This is a genomic window from Allochromatium vinosum DSM 180 (genome assembly GCF_000025485.1).
GTDB lineage: Bacteria > Pseudomonadota > Gammaproteobacteria > Chromatiales > Chromatiaceae > Thermochromatium > Thermochromatium vinosum.
Map to the genome: position 1 here is coordinate 1035916 of NC_013851.1, position 21222 is coordinate 1057137.

24 protein-coding genes, 3 tRNA genes and 1 riboswitch are annotated in these 21222 nt (G+C 64.7%); of the genes, 17 read left to right on the plus strand and 10 right to left on the minus strand.

Annotation, left to right across the window (positions count from 1 at the left end; all coding sequences use genetic code 11):
* The first annotated feature begins 14 nt into the window (after positions 1-14).
* The 10 genes from ALVIN_RS04430 to ALVIN_RS16530 all read left to right on the plus strand — a co-directional run bounded on the left by ALVIN_RS04430 (position 15) and on the right by ALVIN_RS16530 (position 8318).
* Entirely contained in the window at positions 15-275 is a 261-nt protein-coding gene (locus ALVIN_RS04430) for a hypothetical protein (RefSeq protein ID WP_012970115.1), read from the plus strand.
* A gap of 333 nt (positions 276-608) precedes the next feature.
* Positions 609-1205 carry a hypothetical protein gene (locus ALVIN_RS04435; RefSeq protein WP_012970116.1) on the plus strand — a complete coding sequence of 199 codons (597 nt, stop codon included), beginning with the start codon at positions 609-611 and terminating at the stop codon, positions 1203-1205.
* Positions 1205-4177: a YfjI family protein gene (locus tag ALVIN_RS16525; RefSeq protein WP_012970117.1), complete on the plus strand. Its 2973-nt coding sequence runs from the start codon at positions 1205-1207 to the stop codon at positions 4175-4177. The genes ALVIN_RS04435 and ALVIN_RS16525 overlap by 1 nt, the downstream gene beginning before the upstream one ends.
* 280 nt (positions 4178-4457) lie before the next feature.
* Positions 4458-4898 (plus strand): hypothetical protein, encoded by a 441-nt coding sequence (locus tag ALVIN_RS04445; RefSeq protein ID WP_043795520.1) that lies wholly within the window; start codon positions 4458-4460, stop codon positions 4896-4898.
* Positions 4892-5317, plus strand: a complete 426-nt coding sequence (locus tag ALVIN_RS04450) for a single-stranded DNA-binding protein (RefSeq protein ID WP_012970119.1) — start codon at positions 4892-4894, stop codon at positions 5315-5317. The genes ALVIN_RS04445 and ALVIN_RS04450 overlap by 7 nt, the downstream gene beginning before the upstream one ends.
* Positions 5298-5498 carry a hypothetical protein gene (locus tag ALVIN_RS16970; protein ID WP_148217457.1) on the plus strand — a complete coding sequence of 67 codons (201 nt, stop codon included), beginning with the start codon at positions 5298-5300 and terminating at the stop codon, positions 5496-5498. The genes ALVIN_RS04450 and ALVIN_RS16970 overlap by 20 nt, the downstream gene beginning before the upstream one ends.
* Positions 5499-5791: 293 nt before the next feature.
* Positions 5792-6097, plus strand: a complete 306-nt coding sequence (locus ALVIN_RS18275) for an HGGxSTG domain-containing protein (RefSeq protein WP_081442710.1) — start codon at positions 5792-5794, stop codon at positions 6095-6097.
* A gap of 398 nt (positions 6098-6495) precedes the next feature.
* On the plus strand, positions 6496-6690 hold the full coding sequence (locus tag ALVIN_RS17520; RefSeq protein WP_012970121.1) for a hypothetical protein: 195 nt from the start codon (positions 6496-6498) through the stop codon (positions 6688-6690).
* The gene (locus ALVIN_RS04455) at positions 6666-7262 is read left to right on the plus strand and encodes a hypothetical protein (protein ID WP_012970122.1); all 597 of its coding nucleotides are present in this window, start codon (positions 6666-6668) and stop codon (positions 7260-7262) included. Before ALVIN_RS17520 ends, ALVIN_RS04455 begins: the two co-directional genes overlap by 25 nt.
* A 456-nt stretch (positions 7263-7718) precedes the next feature.
* On the plus strand, positions 7719-8318 hold the full coding sequence (locus tag ALVIN_RS16530; protein ID WP_012970123.1) for a hypothetical protein: 600 nt from the start codon (positions 7719-7721) through the stop codon (positions 8316-8318).
* A 366-nt stretch (positions 8319-8684) separates the two neighbouring features.
* Here ALVIN_RS16530 and ALVIN_RS04465 read toward each other — a convergent pair.
* Positions 8685-8761: transfer RNA gene (locus ALVIN_RS04465), tRNA-Met, on the minus strand.
* 247 nt (positions 8762-9008) lie between these two features.
* On the opposite strand from ALVIN_RS04465, the gene nifE reads away from it, so the two are divergent.
* The 6 genes from nifE to fdxB all read left to right on the plus strand — a co-directional run bounded on the left by nifE (position 9009) and on the right by fdxB (position 13502).
* Positions 9009-10463: a nitrogenase iron-molybdenum cofactor biosynthesis protein NifE gene (nifE, locus tag ALVIN_RS04470; protein WP_012970124.1), complete on the plus strand. Its 1455-nt coding sequence runs from the start codon at positions 9009-9011 to the stop codon at positions 10461-10463.
* Positions 10456-11856, plus strand: coding sequence for a nitrogenase iron-molybdenum cofactor biosynthesis protein NifN (gene nifN, locus ALVIN_RS04475; RefSeq protein WP_012970125.1), 1401 nt, complete (start codon positions 10456-10458; stop codon positions 11854-11856). Before nifE ends, nifN begins: the two co-directional genes overlap by 8 nt.
* 34 nt (positions 11857-11890) lie before the next feature.
* The gene (locus ALVIN_RS04480) at positions 11891-12376 is read left to right on the plus strand and encodes a NifB/NifX family molybdenum-iron cluster-binding protein (protein ID WP_012970126.1); all 486 of its coding nucleotides are present in this window, start codon (positions 11891-11893) and stop codon (positions 12374-12376) included.
* A 66-nt stretch (positions 12377-12442) separates the two neighbouring features.
* On the plus strand, positions 12443-12910 hold the full coding sequence (locus tag ALVIN_RS04485; protein ID WP_012970127.1) for a NifX-associated nitrogen fixation protein: 468 nt from the start codon (positions 12443-12445) through the stop codon (positions 12908-12910).
* 16 nt (positions 12911-12926) lie between these two features.
* Positions 12927-13136, plus strand: a complete 210-nt coding sequence (locus ALVIN_RS04490; protein ID WP_012970128.1) for a CCE_0567 family metalloprotein — start codon at positions 12927-12929, stop codon at positions 13134-13136.
* A gap of 57 nt (positions 13137-13193) precedes the next feature.
* Positions 13194-13502, plus strand: a complete 309-nt coding sequence (gene fdxB / locus ALVIN_RS04495) for a ferredoxin III, nif-specific (protein WP_012970129.1) — start codon at positions 13194-13196, stop codon at positions 13500-13502.
* 111 nt (positions 13503-13613) lie between these two features.
* Here fdxB and ALVIN_RS04500 read toward each other — a convergent pair.
* Both ALVIN_RS04500 and ALVIN_RS04505 read right to left on the minus strand, forming a co-directional pair.
* Positions 13614-13689: transfer RNA gene (locus ALVIN_RS04500), tRNA-Glu, on the minus strand.
* A 58-nt stretch (positions 13690-13747) separates the two neighbouring features.
* Positions 13748-13823 (minus strand) — tRNA-Ala (locus ALVIN_RS04505).
* Between the two features lie 181 nt (positions 13824-14004).
* Between ALVIN_RS04505 and htpX the strand changes: the two genes are divergently transcribed.
* Complete coding sequence (gene htpX, locus ALVIN_RS04510; protein WP_012970130.1) at positions 14005-14889, plus strand: protease HtpX; 885 nt, start codon at positions 14005-14007, stop codon at positions 14887-14889.
* 6 nt (positions 14890-14895) lie between these two features.
* On the opposite strand, the gene ALVIN_RS04515 is transcribed toward htpX, so the two are convergent.
* The 7 genes from ALVIN_RS04515 to ALVIN_RS04545 form a co-directional block, all read right to left on the minus strand.
* On the minus strand, positions 14896-15267 hold the full coding sequence (locus tag ALVIN_RS04515) for a diacylglycerol kinase (RefSeq protein ID WP_012970131.1): 372 nt from the start codon (positions 15265-15267) through the stop codon (positions 14896-14898).
* Positions 15260-16729 (minus strand): aminomethyl-transferring glycine dehydrogenase subunit GcvPB, encoded by a 1470-nt coding sequence (gene gcvPB / locus ALVIN_RS04520; protein ID WP_012970132.1) that lies wholly within the window; start codon positions 16727-16729, stop codon positions 15260-15262. Before gcvPB ends, ALVIN_RS04515 begins: the two co-directional genes overlap by 8 nt.
* A 62-nt stretch (positions 16730-16791) precedes the next feature.
* A complete protein-coding gene (tpx, locus tag ALVIN_RS04525; RefSeq protein ID WP_012970133.1) occupies positions 16792-17289 on the minus strand; it encodes a thiol peroxidase in 498 nt (165 codons plus the stop codon).
* Between the two features lie 57 nt (positions 17290-17346).
* Positions 17347-18726 carry an aminomethyl-transferring glycine dehydrogenase subunit GcvPA gene (gene gcvPA / locus ALVIN_RS04530; RefSeq protein ID WP_012970134.1) on the minus strand — a complete coding sequence of 460 codons (1380 nt, stop codon included), beginning with the start codon at positions 18724-18726 and terminating at the stop codon, positions 17347-17349.
* A gap of 48 nt (positions 18727-18774) precedes the next feature.
* Positions 18775-19167, minus strand: coding sequence for a glycine cleavage system protein GcvH (gene gcvH, locus ALVIN_RS04535; protein ID WP_012970135.1), 393 nt, complete (start codon positions 19165-19167; stop codon positions 18775-18777).
* A gap of 33 nt (positions 19168-19200) precedes the next feature.
* A complete protein-coding gene (gcvT, locus tag ALVIN_RS04540) occupies positions 19201-20295 on the minus strand; it encodes a glycine cleavage system aminomethyltransferase GcvT (RefSeq protein ID WP_012970136.1) in 1095 nt (364 codons plus the stop codon).
* A gap of 192 nt (positions 20296-20487) precedes the next feature.
* A riboswitch (glycine riboswitch) is annotated at positions 20488-20578 on the minus strand.
* Between the two features lie 113 nt (positions 20579-20691).
* The gene (locus ALVIN_RS04545) at positions 20692-21222 is read right to left on the minus strand and encodes a zinc ribbon-containing protein (protein WP_012970137.1); all 531 of its coding nucleotides are present in this window, start codon (positions 21220-21222) and stop codon (positions 20692-20694) included.

Consider the following 21222-nt stretch of genomic DNA (forward strand, 5'->3'; position numbering starts at 1 on the left):
ATGTGAGGTTAGCCATGCCAGCCATCGCGCACCGCGATACCACCGCATCCGCCAATTCATCCACCGCCCCAAGTCAATGGCGCTCAATCGGTGCCTTGGCTGAACGGTTGAATGCTGGCGCCAAGCGTCCAACCTTCACCGAGTATTCACTTCGCCATTACATCCGCAACGCGCACCGTAATGGGCTGGCGCCAGCCGTCAAGCGGCTGGGGCGAAAGATCCTGGTCAATGAAGACGCCTTCATTGCATGGCTCAATTCGCGCGAAGCCGCCTGACAGGGAGTCGTCACGATGTCGAGAAGATCGCAGAAGATCCGCGCCGAGCGGCGCATGAAGGAGGCCCGGAAGTGGGCCATAAACAGCAACGCCCGAGCGGGGACCAGTCGCTCGGGCATTGCAAAGGGATCTGAAATCGGCGTAGAGTTTAAACCGTCCGTCAGGCGGGTCTCAAGCGCCTGACGGCAAAGCTCCGACTGCTGTAACAGCCTGAGCACCGGCAGGACAAGTATATCCCAAGGCCCAAGGCCCGCGCACGTCTGCGCGTCCCCGTGCCTGCCGTTTGCCCGCCTGTACGCAGTTGGTCATCCATCCTTTTCGGAGACCAACAGCATGAAACCGCAAGACCACACCCACGGCGAACAGCTCGCCACCACCGCCACCACCTTCTACTCACTCCCTGTCTGCGGAAGTGACCTGTTCAGCGTCGCGCCCGGCGTGCCTGCTGAGATTGCACTCGAACACGCTGCCAGCGTGCTTGATGCCGCGATCGATACGTTCAGCGAGGCGCTGTGCAACATGCCAGCCTGTGACGAGAGCGCCAAGCTCTGGAGCGCGTTCTACAACCTCCCCGCTGTGCTGGGTCTGGTGCAGTCGGTCCTGCCGCTCAGTTCGTGCGCCACGGCGCCTGCTGACGGGTTCGGCTACTACATCGCGCCCGCCGACCACAAGGCACCGGGACCGTTTACTTGGTTCGTGGTGAACCACGCCAACGAATGCGTCGTCGAGTACGGCACCGCTGACACCTGGAGTGATGCCGATCAGATCGCGTGCAACACGATCGAGCGTCTGGAGCAGGAGCCAGCTCCCGAACCCGCCAAGGCCGACCCCGAGACGCTGCGCCGCGTCTGGATCGACATGGCCAAGATGGCGGCTGATGAGCTGGCCAAGCTGGACCGCGCTGGCGAGACCGGGGAGGGCGAGCAGTAATGACCCACGCGCCCCCCAGTGGGGCGCCTTCGGGCGCTCCCCACATCACCCCCGCCAACCTGCCGCCTGAGGTCCGTGCTTCGATCGAGGCCCAGGCGCCCGGCGAGCTGGTGGAACTGACCGATGAGCTGGCCGCGCCGGTCGTAGCCAAGGTCCAAGCTGAGAATGCCGCGAAGCGCCAGCGTCGCGGTATTCGGCTGAAGACCGACGAGCCAGCCCCGTTCGAGATCACCGACGCCACCAACGAAGCCGCTGAGGTCGCCGCCGATCTGGCCATCATGGCGGAAGCCGAGCAGGAGCGCGAAGGCGGCGATCTGGCGTGCTTCTCCCCCGACGAGGGGGAAACCGCCAACGGCGGGTATTCCAACGACATACCCATCGCCGAGGGAGTCACGACCGATGTGACCCCGCCCGAGTCGATTCGGGATCGACTTGGCGAAGAACCGGCCCGCTTCCCAATCGCGCTGGCCGATACCGTCACCGGCCCCATCACCCGCCGTCGCGAAGTGACCTGGAGCGAACTGGCCAAGCGGCTCAAGAGCGTCGAGGTCGGGGCCAAGGATGGTCCGCTGTGGCTCGCTGGCGACCATGCCCCCGGCCCGCGCGGCAATGAGCACGTCCGCTCAGTCTCCGTGCTGGCGCTGGATGTGGAGGCCAAGACCGCGCGGAACCCCGAGACCGGCATCAAGACCGTCATCGGCCCGGAGCCGCCCACGCTTCAGGAAATGGCCGCCGAGATCGAGCTGTGCGGTTGGCGCGCGATCCTGCACACGACGCACAGCCACCTGGACCCCGGCATCCAACCGCCCGGCGTGGCCCATCATCGATACCGGCTGGTGCTGGCATTGGATCGCCCGCTCCAGCCCGGCGAGCTGGATGTGTTCGGGCGCCATGTGGCCAGTGTGCTGGGGATCAGTGATTGCTTCGATCCTTCGACACTGAAGCCGAGCCAACCGCTCTATCTTCCCCGCGCTCCCCAAGAGCGGCTGATCTATTTTGGGCATGTCGCCATCGAGGGCGACCCGCTGCCCGTCGAGTCCCTGCTGAATGCGGCGCGCGCCGCACAGGACGCCCTCCGCGCCGCTGCCGGTAAACGCCAAGGCCCACAGACCGCCAGCGTCATCGATACCTTCAACGCGGCCCACGATGTCCGGGAGCTGCTGCGTCATCACGGGTACATCCCGAAGCGCGGCAACCGCTGGATGCACCCGGAATCCACCACCGGCATGGCTGGCGTGCGGCTGCTGCCCGAGTCAGACCCGCCGCGCGTCTTCTCCAGTCACGGCTGCTGTCCGCTCAATGATGGCCATGCACACGATGCCTTCTCGGTCTGGTGCATCCTGGCGCATGGTGGCGACACCAAGGCCGCTGTTCGAGAGGCCGCCCGGCTGCTGGGGATGGAGGGCGAACGTCAGACAAGCGAGCGCCAGCGTCAAGAAAACCGCGAACCGGGCGGGGCTGCTAATCCTGCTAATTCTGCGAATCGCCCGGCGGCGCAATGGCCGGAGCCGGAGCCGCTGCGCGCACCGATGGCCGAGGCCGAGCCGTACCCGGTCAATGCGCTGGGTGACGTGCTCGGAACGGCGGCAATCGCTCTACATGAAAGCGTCAAGGCACCGCTGGCGCTGTGCGCGCAGAGCGTCTTGGCCGCTGCCTCGTTCGCGGCGCAAGCGCATTTCGATGCTCACATGCCGTGGGGCGAAATCAAGCCGCTCTCGCTGGCCATGCTGACCGTTGGCGAATCCGGCGAACGCAAGTCTGGTGTCGATGACTTGGTTCTCGGAGCGGCCAAGGCCCAAGAGCGTGCGGAGATGTCGGCGTATGAAGCCGACATGGAGAGCTTCGAGTCTGAAATGGCGGCCTGGAAAGCCGCATCCGAGCAGGCCAAGAAACGCGCGTCGGGCAAGGACAAGGGCAATCTCGAAGACTTCCGCCGCGCGGCGGCTGAGGTTGGCGCGCAACCCGTCGCGCCCGTGCTGCCGCTGCGCTTCGTCACCGATCCAACGGTCGAGGGACTGTACAAGCTGCTGGCCATCGGACAACCCAGCGTGGCGCTGTTTTCCGATGAGGGCGGATTGCTGATCGGCGGTCATGCGCTCAACTCCGACAACGCGCTCAAGACGCTGGCGCGCTGGTGCAAGCTGTGGGATGGCTCGCCCTTCGACCGCGTTCGGGCTGGCGATGGGTCCGGCATCCTCTACGGGCGGCGCATGGCTCTGCACCAACTGGCCCAACCGGACATCATGAGCACGCTTCTGAGCGACCCGACCGCCAACGGACAGGGGTTCCTGGCGCGCTGTCTGGTCGCCTGGCCGCAATCGACGATCGGCACCCGGCATATCGAGCAGTACGAATGGGCTGGGGATCGACCCGAGATCCGGCGTCTGTTCGGCAAGCTCAAGACGCTGTTCGAGACGCCTCCGCGCACCAAGGACCAGCGCGGGCAGGTTCTCGACCCGCAACCGTTGCCGCTGTCACCGGACGCCAAGGCGATGGCCGTTCAAGCGGGTAATCAGTTCGAGTCGCTGATGGCGCCCGGAGCGCCGCTGTGTGAGATCCGCGACCGTGGGTCGAAGGCGATGGACAACGCCATCCGCATCGCGGGCGTGCTGACCGTCATCGAGCAGGGATTGGCCGCGCGCGAAATCTCAGCCGACCACTTCGCCCGCGCCTTGACGCTCATTCAGTGGTACTTGGCTGAAGCTCTGCGCATTCGCGGCGCGGCTGCCATCCCCCAGGCCGTGACGGACGCCGAGGCGCTGTTGGCGTGGATCAGGGAACGAAGGATCAGTCTGTTCCGGTCGGCGCCTGTGTTGACCCGTGGCCCGGCCCAACTGCGAAACAAGGTCCGGTTCACGGCGGCTGTCGCCGAGCTGGTCGGCAACGGCTATCTGGTCGAGGCACCGCCCGGAACCGAGGTCGAGGGCGTCAAGGCCAAGCTGGCGTGGAGGGTCCATCCCCATGTTCTTTGATCCGGCCGCCTTGCTGCCCTCTGCTAATTCTGCGAATCCTGCTAATCCGGCACCGCAACCCGTAATCGCAAACACGATTACAGCGCCCGCAATTAGCAGATTTGCAGGATTAGCAGGGGAGTCTGCCGCCGATGGCGCACTCACGATTAGCAGATTCGCAGAATTAGCAGCCACCACTGCCGCCAACGATGATCCTGATCGTCATAGCCGCTGGATCGTCCGGCACCCGGACGGGCGGCGCGAATCGATCTGGTATGACCCGCCCAAGACTGCCGCCGAGGTGATAGCCATCTATCCGGGAGCCGAGATCGAGCGCGAGCCGGACCCTGGACCGGCCCCGAGTCTGCCTCCTGACGTGCTCGAAGTCGTTTACGCCTATCTGCGCGCAGTCGGCGAGACGGATCTTGCAGCCGGACAGGCGTTCATCGAGGCCGTGGCGCGCGACCCGGAGCAACTGCGCGGACTCTATGAGGACGTGGTGAAGATGGGACTGGCCGACTGGCCGGACGATCAGGCCACGGAGCCGGACAGCGGCATCGAGATCACCGCCCAGGCTGTCTGTGCCCGCTGTGCCCACTGGACGCCAGACCGGATCAATCCCCCTGGTGGTCTCGGACACTGCACCATCGCCGCGCCTGCCTCCAAGCGCCCCGGGTCACTCTGGCCGTGGCCCGATGCCGAAATTCACTGCACCCGTTTTCAGGAGATCACCCCATGCTGATCAGCAACATCTACGGCAGGTTGGCTGCCGATCCGACCGAGAAGACCACGCGCACCGGAAATCCTATGGCCCTGGCGTCCGTGGCTGTGGATGTCACTGGCCAGCGTACCGAGGATGGCGACTCGGAAACGCTGTGGGTCTCACTGATGGCCTTCGGGCACCAGTGCGAGGCGCTGCTGAGAGCCGAGAAGGGGCAGATGGTCGCCGCCATCGGCAAGCTGACCCGAGGCCGGTACACCGGCAAGGACGGTACCGAACGCGAGTCCTGGACCTTGCTGGCCGAATCGGTCGTGACCGCCAAGAGTGCGCGCCCTGGTGGTGGTCGCCAGCGTCCGAATGGGGATGACCGCCAACGCGATCAGGCACCGACCCAGCGCCAGCCACCGGCCCATGACTTCCATGACTCCATCCCATTCTGAGCCGGACACCGAGGCGACAAATCACGATGCGCGGCTGGAAGCCTTCGAGGAACGCGCCGCGATCCTGGAGTTCGACGCCGGACTGACCCGCACCGAAGCTGAGCGACGCGCGCGAGCCGCCTATGGGCTGGCGCCCGATCCCAACCATTCCCGACCCAGTGACCGGAGAACACGCCGATGATTGACCGCCCGGACTGGAGCAGCGAGGGGCGCTTGAGATCGCCTTGCAGCGACGCACACGGATCAGGCAGGCACTCGCACAGGCCAAGGCGCGCGGATTCGCTGTAGAGCATCTGAGGTCGGATCTCACCGCTATCGAGGGCGAGGTGAGGGCGCTTCAGGCACGCCAACCCCGTGAGACGATGGAAAAAGCTACAGCGCCGAGGCCGACACCAAGTCCGTGAGAACAACAAGATCAGGGCAAGGTTTCGCACCAAGCCCATGAGCGGTTAGGAATTGATAAGGGCGCAGCGAATGACGACAGACAGAGAAATCTGCGGCGCTAGAACCCGAGCGGGCGGACGATGCAAGCGGCGCGATCTCTACGCTTCCGGCCGATGCGCCTTGCATGGCGGCAAGTCCACCGGCCCGAGGACGCCCGAGGGCAAGGACGCGGCTCGCGAGAACCTGAAGAAAGCACGGGCAGCCCTGGCCAGTCCCGAGCACTATGCAACCAGATCGCGGCGCAGCGCCAAGGCCAATCGTCGCCGTCCTCTGGCGTGGCTGGATCGACGGATCTCGGATGATGATTTCGAGCGAGACCCGTCACGAAGCCCATAACGCGCGCGCGAAGCGTTGGGGGTATTATCTCGGCTTTTCGCGGCATTATTGAGACGCACTCCGCGCGCGCGAAGCGTTGGGCTTTTCATTGCGTCTTCCAGGCGCGCTAAGGCCGCCGTTTGAAACGCGACCTCTGACGGTAAAGCGAAAACCGCGCCATGATCAAAACCCTGAACGCTGCCGCCAAACTTATCTAAAGGGGGTGCTACCGGGCCACGGATGGAGCCTGCCCCCCGCTTGCGTTTCCGCCGCTCTGGACCTAATCTTTGCCGTGAAACAAAAAAATCAACTGTTGTCAAGTTGTCAACCGCTATATGTTGTGTGTTGCCGACCAGCAACGCACTATGGAGATCGCGCCGCGAGTGTCGCGTGCCAACCCTACACGCGCGAGGCCCATCATGAACCGTTCAGAAGCCGCCCAAAACATCCTGGAGATGCGCCGATTTAAGCGCGAGGTCACCGCCTCACCCGAAGCAGCCCGCCAAGCCCTAAAAGAGGCCGGGATCATGACTGAAGACGGACGCATCGCCGATCCATACAAATCCCTGTTTAAACGTCGATCCACCGGATGTACGGAAGAAGTCCAGGTCTAGTGTTCGGGTTTCATGCCACGAAGGCTGAAACCGCTAAGGCGCTCGTCGAGACCTCCGGCAGCGCCTTCAAGCCCAGCGCAAACAACTACGACTGGCTTGGGCATGGCATGTATTTTTGGGAGAATAGCCCGCACCGAGCCGAGCGTTTTGCGCGGGATCGCCGCATTCCCAATGCTGTTGTGATTGGTGCGGTGCTGGACTTGGGACATTGCCTCGATCTGACCGACAGCGAATCCCTGTCCTATCTGTCGACAGCTTATCACGCCCTCAAGGCGACCCTGGAAGCTGCCGGTGAGCCACTCCCCAATAACACCTCGCCCAAGTTTTGCTGTAGCCATGATCTGCTAATTCGTGAGCTGGATTGTGCCGTGATCAATTTTCTTCACGCTCAGCGTCGGCGTGACATGAAGAAAAAGCAGCAAGCTTACGATTCTGTGCGCGGTGTCTTCTGGGAAGGTGAGGATCTGTATCCTGGCGCTGGCTTCAAGGAAAAGAATCACATTCAGCTCTGCATCCGCAACCCGAATTGCATCAAGGGGTTCTTCTATCCTAGGCAGCAAGTGCCTTGGTAAAGGTGCCTGCAAGTAGACGCCACAATCCCGACTGCGCCTTTGAGCAGATCACCTAATCGGCTCAATTTCATGTTTTTTGAGCCGTCCCTCTGGCCACTCTGACCCCAGGCCACGCCTGCGCCCTGCTTGATGCCCTGCCGGCTGGCGACATTAGTGCCCGGCAAGCGGCACTGCAAAATACAGCACCCGAACCCGAGAAAACCTGAGATCGCGCCGAGAAGCACCGCGCTCGGCGCTTACCAAAACTCACTTTCGGCTGCGCATGTCCAAGGTACTTCCGAGGCGAACCCCGCGCGGGGACGTTTCGCACCCCGCTGTTCGGCTGTTTTCGCGCTCGCCTAGGGTTGTTTATTCGGTTGGGCTGCAAACCGCGCCGTGGCTGGCTTTCGCTCGATTGGGCAAGTAGTCACCCGGTAAACTTCACAAGGGATTTAGGCAAACCGTGACGAGGTGAACATGGGCGGATTCGGTTCAGGATTCCGGGGTACGGCCAAGGCGACGACCCGAGACCGGCACCGCCTGAGTGTCAAGGACTGGGGGAATCTGCCCCCTGGTGCGCGGGCGATCTGGAACATCACACGCGGCGGCTGGCAGGACTTGGGATCTGTCCATGTGTGCGTGGAGGCGGACGCCCTGGCGTTGACCTACACCCCGCCGAACGGTAGTCCCATCGAGCAATGGATAGACATCGAGCGCGCCCCCTGTCGGTTCAGCGGTTCGCGTCCGTGGTTCCTGTGCCCCTGGTGCGGGCGGCGCTGTGGGGCGCTCTACCGAGGACGCGGCGGGTTCTACTGTCGGGAGTGCGCGGGACTGAACTACCAAAGCACGCGCGAACCCCCCGATACGCGAGCGGTTCACAAGGCCGACCGTATCCGAGCGCGGCTTGGCTGGCCAGCCGGTATCGCATTCGGCCATGGCCCCAAGCCCAAGGGGATGCACTGGCGGACCTTCTGGCGACTAGTGGCGGAGCACGACCGACACGCCCACGCCTTCATGGAGGGAAGCATGGCGCGACTGGACAAGGCCCATGAGCGGCTGTTGCGGTGCGGCAGGTGATGACATGAGCCGGAAGAAAGCCGGTCCCCTGTCTGTGGCGCTGTTCGCGTGGTGACATCGAAAAGCAGCGAGCGCCAGCGACCCGATGGACGGATCGGACGGAAGCCGCTTGAGGTATCCAGGTACCACAAGGTACCAGTTCCGCCGCCGTGTTGGATCGGCTGGCGCTTGTGGATACTTCGAGAGCAGGATGGGTCGGGCAGGCACCATGCGGTACCAGTCGCAAGCCTGGACCGGCTGCAACGCCAGCAATGACGCGGACTAGATCAAAGGGGTAGGTACCAAATGAGGTACCACTACAGGACGAAATTGAGGCGTTTCGAGGCGACTTGACGCGCATCCATGCGCCGTAAGTCTTTGAATTTATGGTGGCTATGCCCTGACTCGAACAGGGGACCCTCGCATTATGAGTGCGATGCTCTAACCAACTGAGCTACATAGCCAGATGAGACGCGCAATGATAGCGGCCATCGGGCCGTTCGTCAAACAGGATCGAAGCGCGGCCGATGTCGTGGTTGCGACAAGGCGGCCGATTGTCGCGACCCCGACAGCCGGCGTCGCCCGGCTGCGACGGCTGTAACAGTCGTCTCGGTGCCGTCACCCCAATCGAATCAAGCCTCTAACGGCTCCTGTCATGCAAGGCATGATTCGTGCTTTAAGGCTCTCGTAACGCCTCATTGGGAGCCACGCATGAAGCCAAAAGACCTCTCCGCCCTGCTCGACGAGCCGGCCTGCGCGCACAACGCCAAGTCTAAATCGGGCTGCGCCAAGCCCAAGCCGGGCGCGACGGCGGGTGGCTGCGCCTTCGATGGGGCGCAGATCGCCATGCTGCCGATCGGGGATGTCGCCCATATCGTCCATGGCTCCATCGCCTGTGCCGGCAATTCCTGGGACAACCGCGGCACGCGCTCCAGCGGTCCACGGCTCTACAAGATCGGTATGACCACGGATCTGACCGAGCAGGACATCATCATGGGGCGCGGTGAGAAGCGCCTGTTCCACTCGATCAAGCAGGCGGTCGACAGCTATCAGCCAGCCGCCGTCTTCGTCTACAACACCTGTGTTCCGGCCCTGACCGGCGACGACGTCGAGGCTGTCTGCCGGGCCGCCGAGCAGCGCTGGGGCACGCCCGTGATCCCGATCGATGCCGCCGGCTTCTATGGAGCCAAGAATCTCGGCAGCCGCATCTCGGGCGAGACCATGGTCAAGCGTGTCTGCGGCGGACGCGAACCCGATCCCATCCCCGAAGGCATCGAACGTCCCGGCTTCAAGGTCCACGACATCTGTCTGATCGGCGAGTACAACATTGCCGGTGAACTCTGGCATGTGCTGCCGCTGTTCGACGAACTGGGCCTGCGCGTGCTCTGCACCCTTTCGGGCGACGCACGCTTCCGCGAGGTGCAGACCATGCACCGCTCCGAGGTCAACATGATGGTCTGCTCGCGCGCCCTGGTGAATGTGGCGCGGCGGCTCAAGGAGACCTATGGCACGCCCTGGTTTGAGGGTAGTTTCTATGGGGTGCGCGATGTGTCGCAGGCGTTGCGCGATTTCGCCCGGATCATCGACGACCCGGATCTGACCGCCCGCACCGAGGTCGTGATCGCGCGCGAAGAGGCCAAGGCCGAGGCCGCGCTCGCCCCTTGGCGTGAGCGGCTCCAGGGTCGCAAGGTGCTGCTCTATACCGGCGGGGTCAAATCCTGGTCGGTGATCTCGGCGCTCCAGGATCTGGGCATGACCGTGGTGGCGAGCGGGACGCGCAAGTCGACCGAGGAGGACAAGGCGCGCATCCGCGAACTCATGGGCGAAGACGCGGTGATGATCGAGGAGGGCAACCCGCGCACCCTGATCGACATGGTGCACGATCAGGGCGTCGACATTCTGATCGCCGGTGGCCGCAATCTCTACACGGCGCTCAAGGCGCGTCTTCCCTTCCTGGACATCAATCAGGAGCGCGAATTCGGCTATGCCGGTTACGCGGGCATGGAGGAACTGGCGCGCCAGCTCTGTCTGACCATCGAGAGTCCGATCTGGGAGGCCGTGCGTCGTCCGCCGCCCTGGGCGCGGTCGGCGGCGACGACGCGATCGCCTGCCGTCACGACCCCCATGGTTTCCGAATCCACCGCGCTGGAGGTGCGTCATGCCTGAGATCGTCAAACGCAGCAAGGCGCTCTGTGTCAGTCCGCTCAAGGCCAGCTCGACCGTGGGCGCGGCGCTCGCCTTCCTCGGCTTCGACCGCACCATCCCGATGATGCACGGCTCGCAGGGCTGCACCGCCTTCGGCAAGATCTTCTTCGTGCGTCACTTCCGCGAGCCGATCCCGCTCCAGACCACGGCCATCGACCATGTGAGCGCGGTCATGGGCAGTCAGGAGCTGGTGGTCGAGGGTTTGCGCACCCTGTGCGAGAAGCATCGGCCCGACCTGATCGGACTGCCGACCACCGGACTGGTCGAGACCCAGGGCGCCGATATCCGCATGGCGGTCAACGCCTTTCGCGAGGCGCATCCCGAATTCGCCGCCATTCCGGTGGTTCCGGTCTCCACACCCGATTTCAGCGGCGCCATGGAGTCGGGCTATGCCGCTGCCGTCAAGGCCATCATCGAAGAACTGGTGCCGAGCGCCGACGAGGCCGGCACTCAGCCGGGCCGACGCCGGCGTCAGATCAACGTGCTGGCCGGCTCGCACCTGACGCCCGGCGATCTGGAGCATCTGAAGGAGCTGATCGAGAGTTTCGGTCTGCGTCCGCTGGTGCTGCCCGACCTGTCCGACTCGCTCGACGGCCATCTGCCTGAGCGCGACTACAACCCGCTGACCATCGGCGGCACCCTGGTCGAGGAACTCAAGACGCTCGGTGAGGCGCTGGCGACCCTGGTCATCGGTGATTCGATGCACGCAGCCGCCGATGCGCTCCAGGCAAAAACCGGCGTGCCCGATCATCGCTTCACCCATCTCATGGGAATCGAGGCTGTCGACAGGTTGATTCTGACCCTCTCTGAGCTGGCCGCCGCACCCGTGCCGCCGCGTATCGAGCGCCAGCGTCAGCAGCTCCAGGACGCGATGCTCGACTGTCATTTCATGCTCGGGATGGCGCGGCTGGCCATCGCTGCCGAGCCGGATCTGCTGGTGGGCCTGACGCAGATGCTGGCCGGTGTCGGCGGCGAGACGGTCGCGGCGGTCAGCCCGATCAATGCGCCCGTGCTCCAGCAGGCCCAGTGCACCCAGGTCAAGATCGGCGACCTGGAAGACCTGGAGCTGGCCGTGCGCGCCAACCGTGCCGAGGTCGTCATCACCAACTCGCACGGCGTCCACACCGCCGAGCGGCTGGGGCTGCCGCTGCTGCGCGCCGGATTCCCGCAATACGACCGTGTCGGCGGCTACACCCGCACCTGGATCGGCTACTCGGGCACGCGCGCCACGATCTTCGACCTGGCCAACCTGATCCTGAGTCTGGAGAAGGGCGAGATCCATCCCTATCGCTCCAAGCTCAAATCCTGGCCGGACGAAGCGCCGCATCAGCCCCCAATCAAACACGCCGCGTAACGACCACCCACGCCACCAGGACAGGACCAGCCCCATGCCACTGCAACGACGTCTGCGCCTCCTGAGTGACCCGAACGAGACCAAACCCATGAACACGGCGATCCGGGTCGCCTTCGCGACCTCCAATCTCAAGGAGGTCGACCAGCACTTCGGCGCGGCTGAGTCCTTCGCCATCCACGCGATCGACGCCGAGACGGCCAGTCTGCTGGAAGTCGTCCAGTTCGGCCCCGCCGATATGGACGGCAACGAGGACAAGCTCGACGCCAAGATCGCCGCGCTCGACGGCTGCGTCGCCGTCTACTGTCAGGCCATCGGTACCTCGGCGGTCGACCGGCTGCGTCCGCACGGCATCCAGCCGATCAAGGTCGCCGCCCGCACTCCACTGAATCAGTTGATCCGCGCCCTCCAGGACGAACTGCGCGACGGCCCGAGCGCCTGGCTCGCGCGCGCCATCGAGCGCCTGAATCCGGAGCGCGCCAATCGCTTCGATGTCATGGAGTCTGAGGGGTGGACCGAATGATCAGACAGCGCTCCGCACGCCTCGACACGATCCAAACCCTTTCAACCCTTTCAAAAGGTCATGGTCATGAGTGATACCGAGAACATCCAAAACGAAGGACTCCTGCGATCGGTCTTCATCGTCGAGATGGACCGCCAGATGCGCGCCATCGACTCCTATGGTCAATACGACAAGCTCTCGACCGCCGAACTCCTCGATCCCTTCGTGCTGACCAAGGAGAAGAAGCAGGAGATTCCGATCATCGGCGATCCCGACGAGCTGGTGGTGGCGCGGGTCAAGGCGTTCTACAACGCGATTTCGGCCCTGATCGAGTCCGAATGCGGACTCATGGCCGTGCCGCTGATCAATCTCACCCATGAAGGCTTCGGGCGGGCGCTCATCACCGTCGGCAAGCTGGTGGTGATGGACCGCACCCTGCGCGATGTCCACCGCTTCGGCTTCCCGAGCCTGTCGAAGATGAAGGACGAGGCCGACAAAATCCTCTCGGTCGCGCTCGAACTCATCGGCGAGCATTCCAAGGTTGCGGGTCTCTGACCCCAGGGGCGTGCGCATGACACCCGAGGAACTCAAATCACTGGAAAAGGCGGTCAGCAAGGCCAAACGCATCGCCAGCGAGCGCGCGAGCGAACTGCACGATCTGGTCGAGGACCGCTTGCCCGCCGCCTATGAGGAACTGCCGGCGATCGCCCAGGCGACCTACGACGCCTGTCGCGCCTGGGCCGAGGCCAATACCCGGCTCAAAGCCGCTGCGGCTGGTTAGAGAATACGCGGGTGCGTCTGGCGCGCCCGGCTGAACTTCGATATTGGAGAACCCAACATGTCTGTCATCACAGGAATCACGCGCGGCGGAGCGTCCTGGACCCCGTCATTCGTCGTCGCGCTCAATCAGCAGAAATGCATCGGCTGCGGCCGTTGCTACAAGGTCTGTCCGCGCGACGTCTTCGAGCTGATCGATCGCGACGATCTGGATCTGGATGACATGGACGACGATGATGCCTTCGATGACGAGGCGCCCGGCATGGTCATGAACCTCAAGGACGTGCTCGACTGCATCGGCTGTGAGTCCTGCTCGCGCGTCTGCCCCAAGAGCTGTCTGTCGCACGAACCGCAGACGCTCGCGGCCTGAGCGAGACGGCTGAGGGCATCGCTGAAGCGACCGGGTCGCCGGTCGCTTGAGTCTATTTTCGAGCAGGCATGAAAAAAGGGCTTGGATTTTCATCCAAGCCCTTTTTATAGTTGGCGTCCCCACGGGGGTTCGAACCCCGGTTACCGCCGTGAAAGGGCGGTGTCCTAGGCCACTAGACGATGGGGACAGTGACTTTTTTCTAACCGATTCGACGAACTGGACAGGATCATCGAACCTTTTGAATTTGGTGGAGCCAGGCGGGATCGAACCGCCGACCTCAACACTGCCAGTGTTGCGCTCTCCCAGCTGAGCTATGGCCCCAGTGCTCTGAGACCGCAAATGATATAGATGCCCTCCGGGCTTGTCCAGCACTTTTTTACATTTTTTTGTTCGAACTCTGTCCCCATCTCGGGCCTCAGTAGGCCATTGGCCTGTGCCCCAATGTTGTCTTCGCTCTAAAAGACTTATTATTCAAATGGTTGTTTGAGAGGTTCATCTCGACATGATGCGTATCCTACTGTTCCTGGCCACCAACGTCGCGGTGCTGATCGTCATCAGCGTCGTCTTCCGCCTGCTCGGACTCGACAGCCTGCTGCTGGAGAGCGGCGGCATCGACATGGGCGCACTCCTGATCATGGCGACCATCATCGGGTTCAGCGGCTCACTGATCTCGCTGTTTTTGTCCAAGACCCTGGCCAAGCACGGCATGGGCGTCCATGTCATCGAGCAGCCATCCAACCGGCTCGAACAATGGCTGATGGAGACGGTCGCGCGTCAGGCCGAGCAGGCCGGTATCGGCATGCCCGAGGTCGGGATCTTCGAGTCGCCCGATCCCAACGCCTTCGCCACCGGCTGGAATCGCAACGACGCCCTGGTGGCCGTCAGCACGGGTCTGCTGCATCATATGCGCGAAGACGAGGTCGAGGCCGTCATCGGCCATGAGATCAGCCATGTGGCCAATGGCGACATGGTGACGCTCGCGCTCATCCAGGGGGTGGTCAACACCTTCGTCGTCTTCCTCTCGCGCATCGTCGGCCATGTGGTCGACCGCGTGATCCTGAAGAACGAGCAGGGCTATGGGGTGGGGTACTTCGTGGCCTCGATCGTCGCCGAGCTGATGCTCTCGGTGCTGGCGACCATGATCGTGATGTGGTTCTCGCGCTATCGCGAGTATCGGGCCGATGCCGGCGGGGCGAGCCTGACCAGCCGGCATCAGATGGCTGGAGCGCTACGGGCGCTCCAGCGCGTGCACGAGCCGCAAGACCTGCCGTCCGGCGAGTTCGCCGCCTTCGGCGTCTCGGGCCGGATCGGCGAGGGCTTCATGGCGCTCTTCCGCAGTCACCCGCCGCTGGAAAAGCGCATCGCGGCGCTGGAGTCGTCGTACTGATCGGCCTCACAGCCACTTGGGCAGCAGGATCAGCGCCCAGACCACCAGACAGAAGGCGATGCTGGAGAAGACGGCCGCCGAGGCGATGTCCTTGGCGCGCCCGGAGAGTTCGTGACGCTCCAGGCCGACACGATCGACATTGGCCTCGATGGCCGAGTTGAGCAGTTCGACGATGGGGACGATCAACAGGCTTCCGACCAACATGGCGCGCTCGACCGGCGTCTCGCCGAGCCAGATTCCGAGCGGAACCAGCGGGATCAGCAGAAAGATCTCCTGCCGAAACGCCTCCTCCAGCTCGAAGCAGGCCCGAAATCCCTTCATCGAATAGCCGAAGGCGCGTACCACGCGCCGCCAGCCACGCACGTTGTGGTTAGCCATGCGCGCCCTCGCCGACACCCGGCGTCCAGGCCAGATCCAGTTGGCGCGCCGCGCGCACGTCGTCGAGTCGGCGTACCGGCAGGCTGTGGGGCGCGCCCTTGACCAGTTCGGGGTTCTCCTGCGCCTCGCTCCGAATGGCGGTCATGGCCGCGACGAAGCCGTCGAGATCCTCCTTGCTCTCGGTCTCGGTCGGCTCGATCAGCAGACACTCGGGCACCAGCAGCGGGAAATAGGTGGTCGGAGCGTGATAGCCGTAGTCGAGCAACCGCTTGGCGAAATCCATGGTGTTCACGCCGAACTCGCGCGCTTCGCGCTTGAGGGTGACGATGAACTCGTGGCTGGCGCGCCGCTCGGGATAGGCGGCCTCGAACCCGGCCTCCTGGAGCTGCGCCAGCAGATAGTTGGCGTTGAGCGTAGCGAACTCGGCCACCCGGCCCATGCCCTCGCGTCCGATCAGCCGCGCATAGACATAGGCGCGCAGCAGGATGCCCATGTTGCCGCCGAAGGCCGTCAGCCGGCCGATGCTCTCGGGGCGGTCGAACTCGGTCAGCCAGCGGTATTCCTCACCCTCGTGTGCGACCAGCGGCACCGGCAGATAGGGTTCCAGACGCTTGGAGACGCCCACAGGCCCCGCGCCCGGACCGCCGCCGCCGTGCGGGGTCGAGAAGGTCTTGTGCAGGTTCATGTGGATGACGTCGAAGCCCATGTCGCCGGGGCGCACCTGACCGAGGATGGCGTTGAGGTTGGCCCCATCGTAATAGAGCAGACCGCCGGCCTCGTGCACCGCCTGGGCGATCGCCTGGATGTTGCGATCGAAGACGCCGACCGTGCTCGGGTTGGTGAGCATGATGCCGGCGGTTTGCGGACCGACCGCCGCGCGCAGGGCGTCGAGGTCGACGTCGCCATCCGGTCCGGTCGGGATCTCGCGCAGCTTGAAGCCGCACATCACCGCCGAGGCCGGGTTGGTGCCGTGCGCGGCGTCCGGGACCAGGATCTCGGTGCGGGCGTGATCGCCGCGCGCCTGATGATAGGCGCGAATCATAGCCACCCCGGCGAACTCGCCCTGCGCACCGGCCGAGGGCGCGAGCGAGACGGCGTGCATGCCGGTCACGGCCTTGAGGATCTCTTGCAGCTCGAACAGACAGGCCAGGATGCCCTGACCGTGGCTCGCCGGCGCGAGCGGATGACGCCCCAGGAAGCCGGGCAGCATCGCCAGACTGTTACAGGCTCGGGGGTTGTACTTCATGGTACAGGAGCCGAGCGGATAGAAATGGGTGTCGATCGAGAAGTTCTGCTGCGACAGCCGCGTGTAGTGGCGCACCGCCTGCATCTCGGAGACCTCCGGCAGCGCGGGCCGGGCGCGGCGGCGCAGTCCCTCTGGGATGTCGGCGACCTCTGGTGCCTGGAGTGGCGCTTGCGCCGTGGCGCGGCGGCCGGTTCTGGATTGCTCTTGGATCAGCATGGCGAGGCGATCTTGAATGGACTGGGGTGAGTCCCCCGAAGTATTCGGGGGACGGACGGGGCTCAGAGGGCGGCCAGAGCGGCCTCGTAATCGGGTTCTTCGGTGATCTCGGGAACGAGCTGGGTGTAGACCACCGTGTTGTCGGCGTCGAGCACCACGACCGCGCGTGCCGTGATGCCGGCGAGCGGACCGTCCTCGATCAGGACGCCATAGTCCTTGGCGAAGTGGCGCGAGCGCATCATGGACAGACCGATGACGTTGTCGATGCCTTCGGCGCCGCAGAAGCGCCCCATGGCGAAGGGCAGATCGGCCGAGATGACTAGGGCCACGGCATCGGACTTGGCCGCCATGGCGGCGTTGAACGTCTTGGTCGAGGTCGCGCAGACCGGCGTGTCCAGGCTCGGGACGATGTTGAGCAGTTTCTTCTTACCGGCGAAATCGGCCAGCGAGCGGTCGGCCAGATCCTTGTCGACGAGCTGGAAGTCGGGCGCAACGCTGCCGACGGCCGGCAGTTCGCCGCTGAGGGTGACGGGATTGCCTTGCAGTGCGGTTTGAGCCATCTCTTGGGTCTCCAGGTGTGTGGATGAGGTCGTCTGTCGTGGCGGTTGGCCAAAATCTCAGTTGGCCGACGTGGCGATGAGCCGTGCCAGGGTGTCGGCATAACGGCGCAGTTCGTCCTCGGTACGCACTTCGGTTGCGCAGACCAGCAGCGCCGGGGCGAGTTCCGGATAGTCCGGCCCGAGATCGAAGCCGCCCAGAATATCCTCGGTGGCCAGCGAACGCAGCAGATCGGCCGTCGGCGCCGGCAGACGCAGCGCCAGTTCATGGAAGACCGGACGCTCGAACAGCGGCTCGACTCCGGAGATGGCGCCGAGCAACTCGCCCAGCCGGCGCGTGTTGGCATGACAGCTCGCCGCCACCCGCTCCAGTCCCTCGGCCCCCAGCAAAGCCATGTGGATGGTCGCCGCCGTCACCAGCAGTCCCTGGTTGGTGCAGATGTTGGAGGTCGCCTTGCCGCGCCGGATGTGCTGCTCGCGCGCCTGGAGCGTGAGCGTGAAGCCCGGCTTGCCGTCCAGATCCAGCGTCCGCCCAACGATGCGGCCGGGGAGCTGGCGCACATGCTCCTGCTTGCAGCACAGAAAACCGGCATAGGGACCGCCCGAGGATAGCGGCATCCCCAGCGGCTGGGCCTCGCCACAGGCAATGTCGACGCCCTTCGCACCCCACTCGCCCGGCGGGGAGAGCAGAGCGAGCGCGACCGGATTGACCACGGCGATCGCCAGCGCCTTGTGCGCGTGCGCCCAGTCGGTCAGTTCATCGACGGTTTCCAGGATACCGAAGAAGTTGGGCTGATTGATGACGACGGCGGCGCACTCCCCGGCGCCAATCGCCGCCTCCAGCCGCTCGATCGGCGTGTACCCGCCGCGCGGATCGAAATCCACGTCCACCAGCTCGATGCCCTGCGGCTCGACGATCGCGCGCAGCGTGCGCCGATAGGCCGGATGCAGCGCGCGCGGCACCAGGACGCGCTGCGACTTGGTCTGACGATTGGCGCGCACCGCCATCAGCACCGCCTCGGCCAGCGCCGAGGCGCCGTCGTAGAGCGAGGCATTGGAGACGTCCAGCCCAGTGAGCGCCGTCATCATCGACTGGAACTCATAGAGCAACTGGAGCGTGCCCTGGCTGGCCTCGGCCTGATAGGGCGTATAGGCGCTGTAGAACTCGCCACGGGTGGCGATCTGCCAGACGGCGGCCGGGATGTGGTGCTCGTAGGCGCCGGCGCCGATGAAGCACAGCGGCCGGCCGTCGGCGCGCGCGCGCGACTGCATCAGGCGCGTGATCTCCATTTCGGAGAGGGCGCCCGGAATGGCGTCGAGCGCCTGCGCGCCGACGCGCAGCCCGGCCGGGATCTCGTCGAAGAGGGCCTCGATGGAGTCGACCCCGATGGTCGCGAGCATCGCGGCGATGTCGTCTGGCGTGTGAGGAATGAAAGGCATGCGAGTTCGACCGCTTGGGTTGGACGCTGAGGGCGGTTGGGGTCGGAATCAGGACTCGTCGGCGACGACCTGCTCGTAGGCGGCGGCATCCAGCAGACCGTCGAGCACGCCCATGTCGGCCGGGGTCAGACGGAAGATCCAGCCGTCCCCGTAGGGGCTGGTGTTGATGGCGTCCGGCGTGTCGGCCAGTGCCGCGTTGCCCTCGACGATCTCGCCGGCGATGGGCGAGTAGATGTCGGAGGCGGCCTTGACCGACTCGACCACGGCGCAGGCGTCCTCGGCGGCGACGGTGCGCCCGTTCTCGGGTACCTCGACGAACACGATATCGCCGAGTGCGTCCTGAGCGTGGTCGGTGATGCCGACGGTGACGGTGCCGTCACCGTTGTCGCGCACCCATTCGTGAGTCTTGGTGTATTTCAGGTCAGCGGGCAGGTTGCTCATGGAAAGCGTCCTCGAATTCAGGATGGATCAGGTTCAGGGTTCGATCAGAATGCGGCCATGCCGGACGAACGGCGGCTTGACGATCCGCGCCGGCACGGGCTTGCCGCGGATCTCGACCTCGCAGGTTTCGCCGAGACCGGGCGCCACGCGCGCCAGCGCGATCGAGCGTTGCAGTGTCGGCGAGAAGCCGCCGGAGGTGATTTCGCCGACTTCGCGCCCGTTGCTGAGCACGGTCTGGTGAGCGCGGATCACGCCGCGCCCGGTCAGCAGCAGACCGACGAATTCGCGCCGCTCGGGACTCGCGCGCAACTCGTCCAACGCGGCGCGGCCGATGAAATCGCGTTCGACCGGTTCCCAGGCGATGGTCCACTCCAGGCCGGATTCGAGCGGACCGACGTCCTCGCCCATGTCCTGGCCATAGAGATTCATCCCGGCCTCCAGGCGCAGGGTGTCGCGCGCGCCCAGACCGCAGGGCCGGACACCGGCGTCCAGCAGCACCGACCAGAGATCGACGGCGTGATCGGCGGGCAACAGGATCTCGAAGCCGTCTTCGCCGGTATAGCCGGTGCGGGCGATGAACCAGCCGCCGCATTCGGTGGCGTGGAAGGGCGCCAGTTCCAGGGCGGAGTCGGCCATCTCGCGCGGCAGACAGGTCGCGGTCAGCTCACGCGCCTGAGGGCCTTGCACCGCGATCATGGCCAGATCGTCGCGGCGGCGAATCTCGACGTCGAAGCCGGTGCGGTGGCTCTCCAGCCAGGTCAGATCCTTGTCGGCCGTGCCGGCATTGACCACCAGCCGATAGTGCCCGGCGGGTCCGCGCAGATAGACGATGAGATCGTCGACCACGCCGCCCGAGTCGTTGAGCATGCAGGAATAGAGCGCCTTGCCGACGGTCTTGAGTTTGGCCACGTCGTTGGCGAGCAGGCGGCGCAGAAAGGCTTGGGCGTCCGGTCCCTCGATGTCGACCGGGCACATGTGCGAGACGTCGAACATCCCGGCGTGCTCGCGCACGGCGTCGTGTTCCTCGATCTGGGAGCCATAGTGCAGCGGCATGTCCCAGCCGCCGAAGGGCACGAGCCGCGCGCCAAGACGCGCATGCTCAGCATAGAGTGGGGTACGCAGGGCCATGCGGCTCTCCTCGTAGAATGCAGGGGCTGCCTTGGCCAGACGGCACAGGCAACACGACAACGGCGAGAATGTGTGATCCCCGCTCGTCGCCCCTCTGTCCTAGACCTGAGAGTTTGCGCCCGGATGTGTGACATCCGGGCGGCCCCGTCGGTGGGCGCGGATCTCGATCCGCGCCGCTCTCCAGAGTCGGTCGTTATTCCCGCGGTCCTTCTGCCTGAGCGATTCCGGGCGGTGTTGCGCCTTCGGCGCCGGCCGGGCGGCCGGTCTCTCCCACGGGACATGACACGAAGCCGGCACTATAAGCGCGAGCCGGCCGGATTACCAGTCGTCCCGCGAGGCGATTCGCCCTGGCGGAGCGGCGGGTGCGGCCGGCGTCGCTCAAGGCCGCGCGCGCCGTCAGCTCTTGTCTTCGGTACGGCGGCGAAACCGGGTACTGCCGCAGTCGGCGCAGGGCGGGATGCGTCCGGCCTTGACGAAATGGGTTTCGGCGCCGCACTGGTCGCAGACCAGGGTGCCGGGGCCGGTGATCTCGCCAGCCTGATAGAGGCTCATCTGACGCGCGGTCTCGGCCCACTGGGCCAGTTGCAGGCTGGTCTGGTCGGCGACCAGCTTGAACATGTCGAACATGCGCTTTTCCATCAGCTCCAGATCGAAGCGCCACCAGTCGCGGATGTCCTGCCCGGTGTCGGCGATGTACTTGGCCGCGTCCTCGATGTCGCGCTTGACGTAGTCCGAAACCTTCTCGGCTTCCTCGCGCGTCAGCTCGCCGAGCTCGACCATGCGCTCGCGCGTCTTGTCGACGATCTCGCGAAACAGGGGGGCCGATTCCTGCTGCGCCTTCTCGATCGCCTCGTGGGTCTGTTTGAGCATGCGCTCATAGGCGTCGACCAGCTTGTCGGTGGTGTCGTGCTTGTGTTCTTCGCTCAT

Bases quoted from the DNA above. Each gene is read 5' to 3' on its own strand.
- ALVIN_RS18275 (WP_081442710.1), top strand. From the start codon at position 5,792: ATGACGACAGACAGAGAAATCTGCGGCGCTAGAACCCGAGCGGGCGGA.
- nifN (WP_012970125.1), top strand. From the start codon at position 10,456: ATGCCTGAGATCGTCAAACGCAGCAAGGCGCTCTGTGTCAGTCCGCTC.
- gcvT (WP_012970136.1), bottom strand. From the start codon at position 20,295: ATGGCCCTGCGTACCCCACTCTATGCTGAGCATGCGCGTCTTGGCGCG.
- tpx (WP_012970133.1), bottom strand. From the start codon at position 17,289: ATGGCTCAAACCGCACTGCAAGGCAATCCCGTCACCCTCAGCGGCGAA.
- ALVIN_RS04515 (WP_012970131.1), bottom strand. From the start codon at position 15,267: ATGGCTAACCACAACGTGCGTGGCTGGCGGCGCGTGGTACGCGCCTTC.
- ALVIN_RS04450 (WP_012970119.1), top strand. From the start codon at position 4,892: ATGCTGATCAGCAACATCTACGGCAGGTTGGCTGCCGATCCGACCGAG.
- gcvPB (WP_012970132.1), bottom strand. From the start codon at position 16,729: ATGCTGATCCAAGAGCAATCCAGAACCGGCCGCCGCGCCACGGCGCAA.
- gcvH (WP_012970135.1), bottom strand. From the start codon at position 19,167: ATGAGCAACCTGCCCGCTGACCTGAAATACACCAAGACTCACGAATGG.
- gcvPA (WP_012970134.1), bottom strand. From the start codon at position 18,726: ATGCCTTTCATTCCTCACACGCCAGACGACATCGCCGCGATGCTCGCG.
- ALVIN_RS17520 (WP_012970121.1), top strand. From the start codon at position 6,496: ATGAACCGTTCAGAAGCCGCCCAAAACATCCTGGAGATGCGCCGATTT.
- ALVIN_RS04490 (WP_012970128.1), top strand. From the start codon at position 12,927: ATGACACCCGAGGAACTCAAATCACTGGAAAAGGCGGTCAGCAAGGCC.
- htpX (WP_012970130.1), top strand. From the start codon at position 14,005: ATGATGCGTATCCTACTGTTCCTGGCCACCAACGTCGCGGTGCTGATC.
- ALVIN_RS16525 (WP_012970117.1), top strand. From the start codon at position 1,205: ATGACCCACGCGCCCCCCAGTGGGGCGCCTTCGGGCGCTCCCCACATC.
- ALVIN_RS04435 (WP_012970116.1), top strand. From the start codon at position 609: ATGAAACCGCAAGACCACACCCACGGCGAACAGCTCGCCACCACCGCC.
- ALVIN_RS04545 (WP_012970137.1), bottom strand. From the start codon at position 21,222: ATGAGCGAAGAACACAAGCACGACACCACCGACAAGCTGGTCGACGCC.
- fdxB (WP_012970129.1), top strand. From the start codon at position 13,194: ATGTCTGTCATCACAGGAATCACGCGCGGCGGAGCGTCCTGGACCCCG.
- ALVIN_RS04455 (WP_012970122.1), top strand. From the start codon at position 6,666: ATGTACGGAAGAAGTCCAGGTCTAGTGTTCGGGTTTCATGCCACGAAG.
- ALVIN_RS16970 (WP_148217457.1), top strand. From the start codon at position 5,298: ATGACTCCATCCCATTCTGAGCCGGACACCGAGGCGACAAATCACGAT.
- ALVIN_RS04485 (WP_012970127.1), top strand. From the start codon at position 12,443: ATGAGTGATACCGAGAACATCCAAAACGAAGGACTCCTGCGATCGGTC.
- ALVIN_RS04480 (WP_012970126.1), top strand. From the start codon at position 11,891: ATGCCACTGCAACGACGTCTGCGCCTCCTGAGTGACCCGAACGAGACC.
- nifE (WP_012970124.1), top strand. From the start codon at position 9,009: ATGAAGCCAAAAGACCTCTCCGCCCTGCTCGACGAGCCGGCCTGCGCG.
- ALVIN_RS16530 (WP_012970123.1), top strand. From the start codon at position 7,719: ATGGGCGGATTCGGTTCAGGATTCCGGGGTACGGCCAAGGCGACGACC.
- ALVIN_RS04430 (WP_012970115.1), top strand. From the start codon at position 15: ATGCCAGCCATCGCGCACCGCGATACCACCGCATCCGCCAATTCATCC.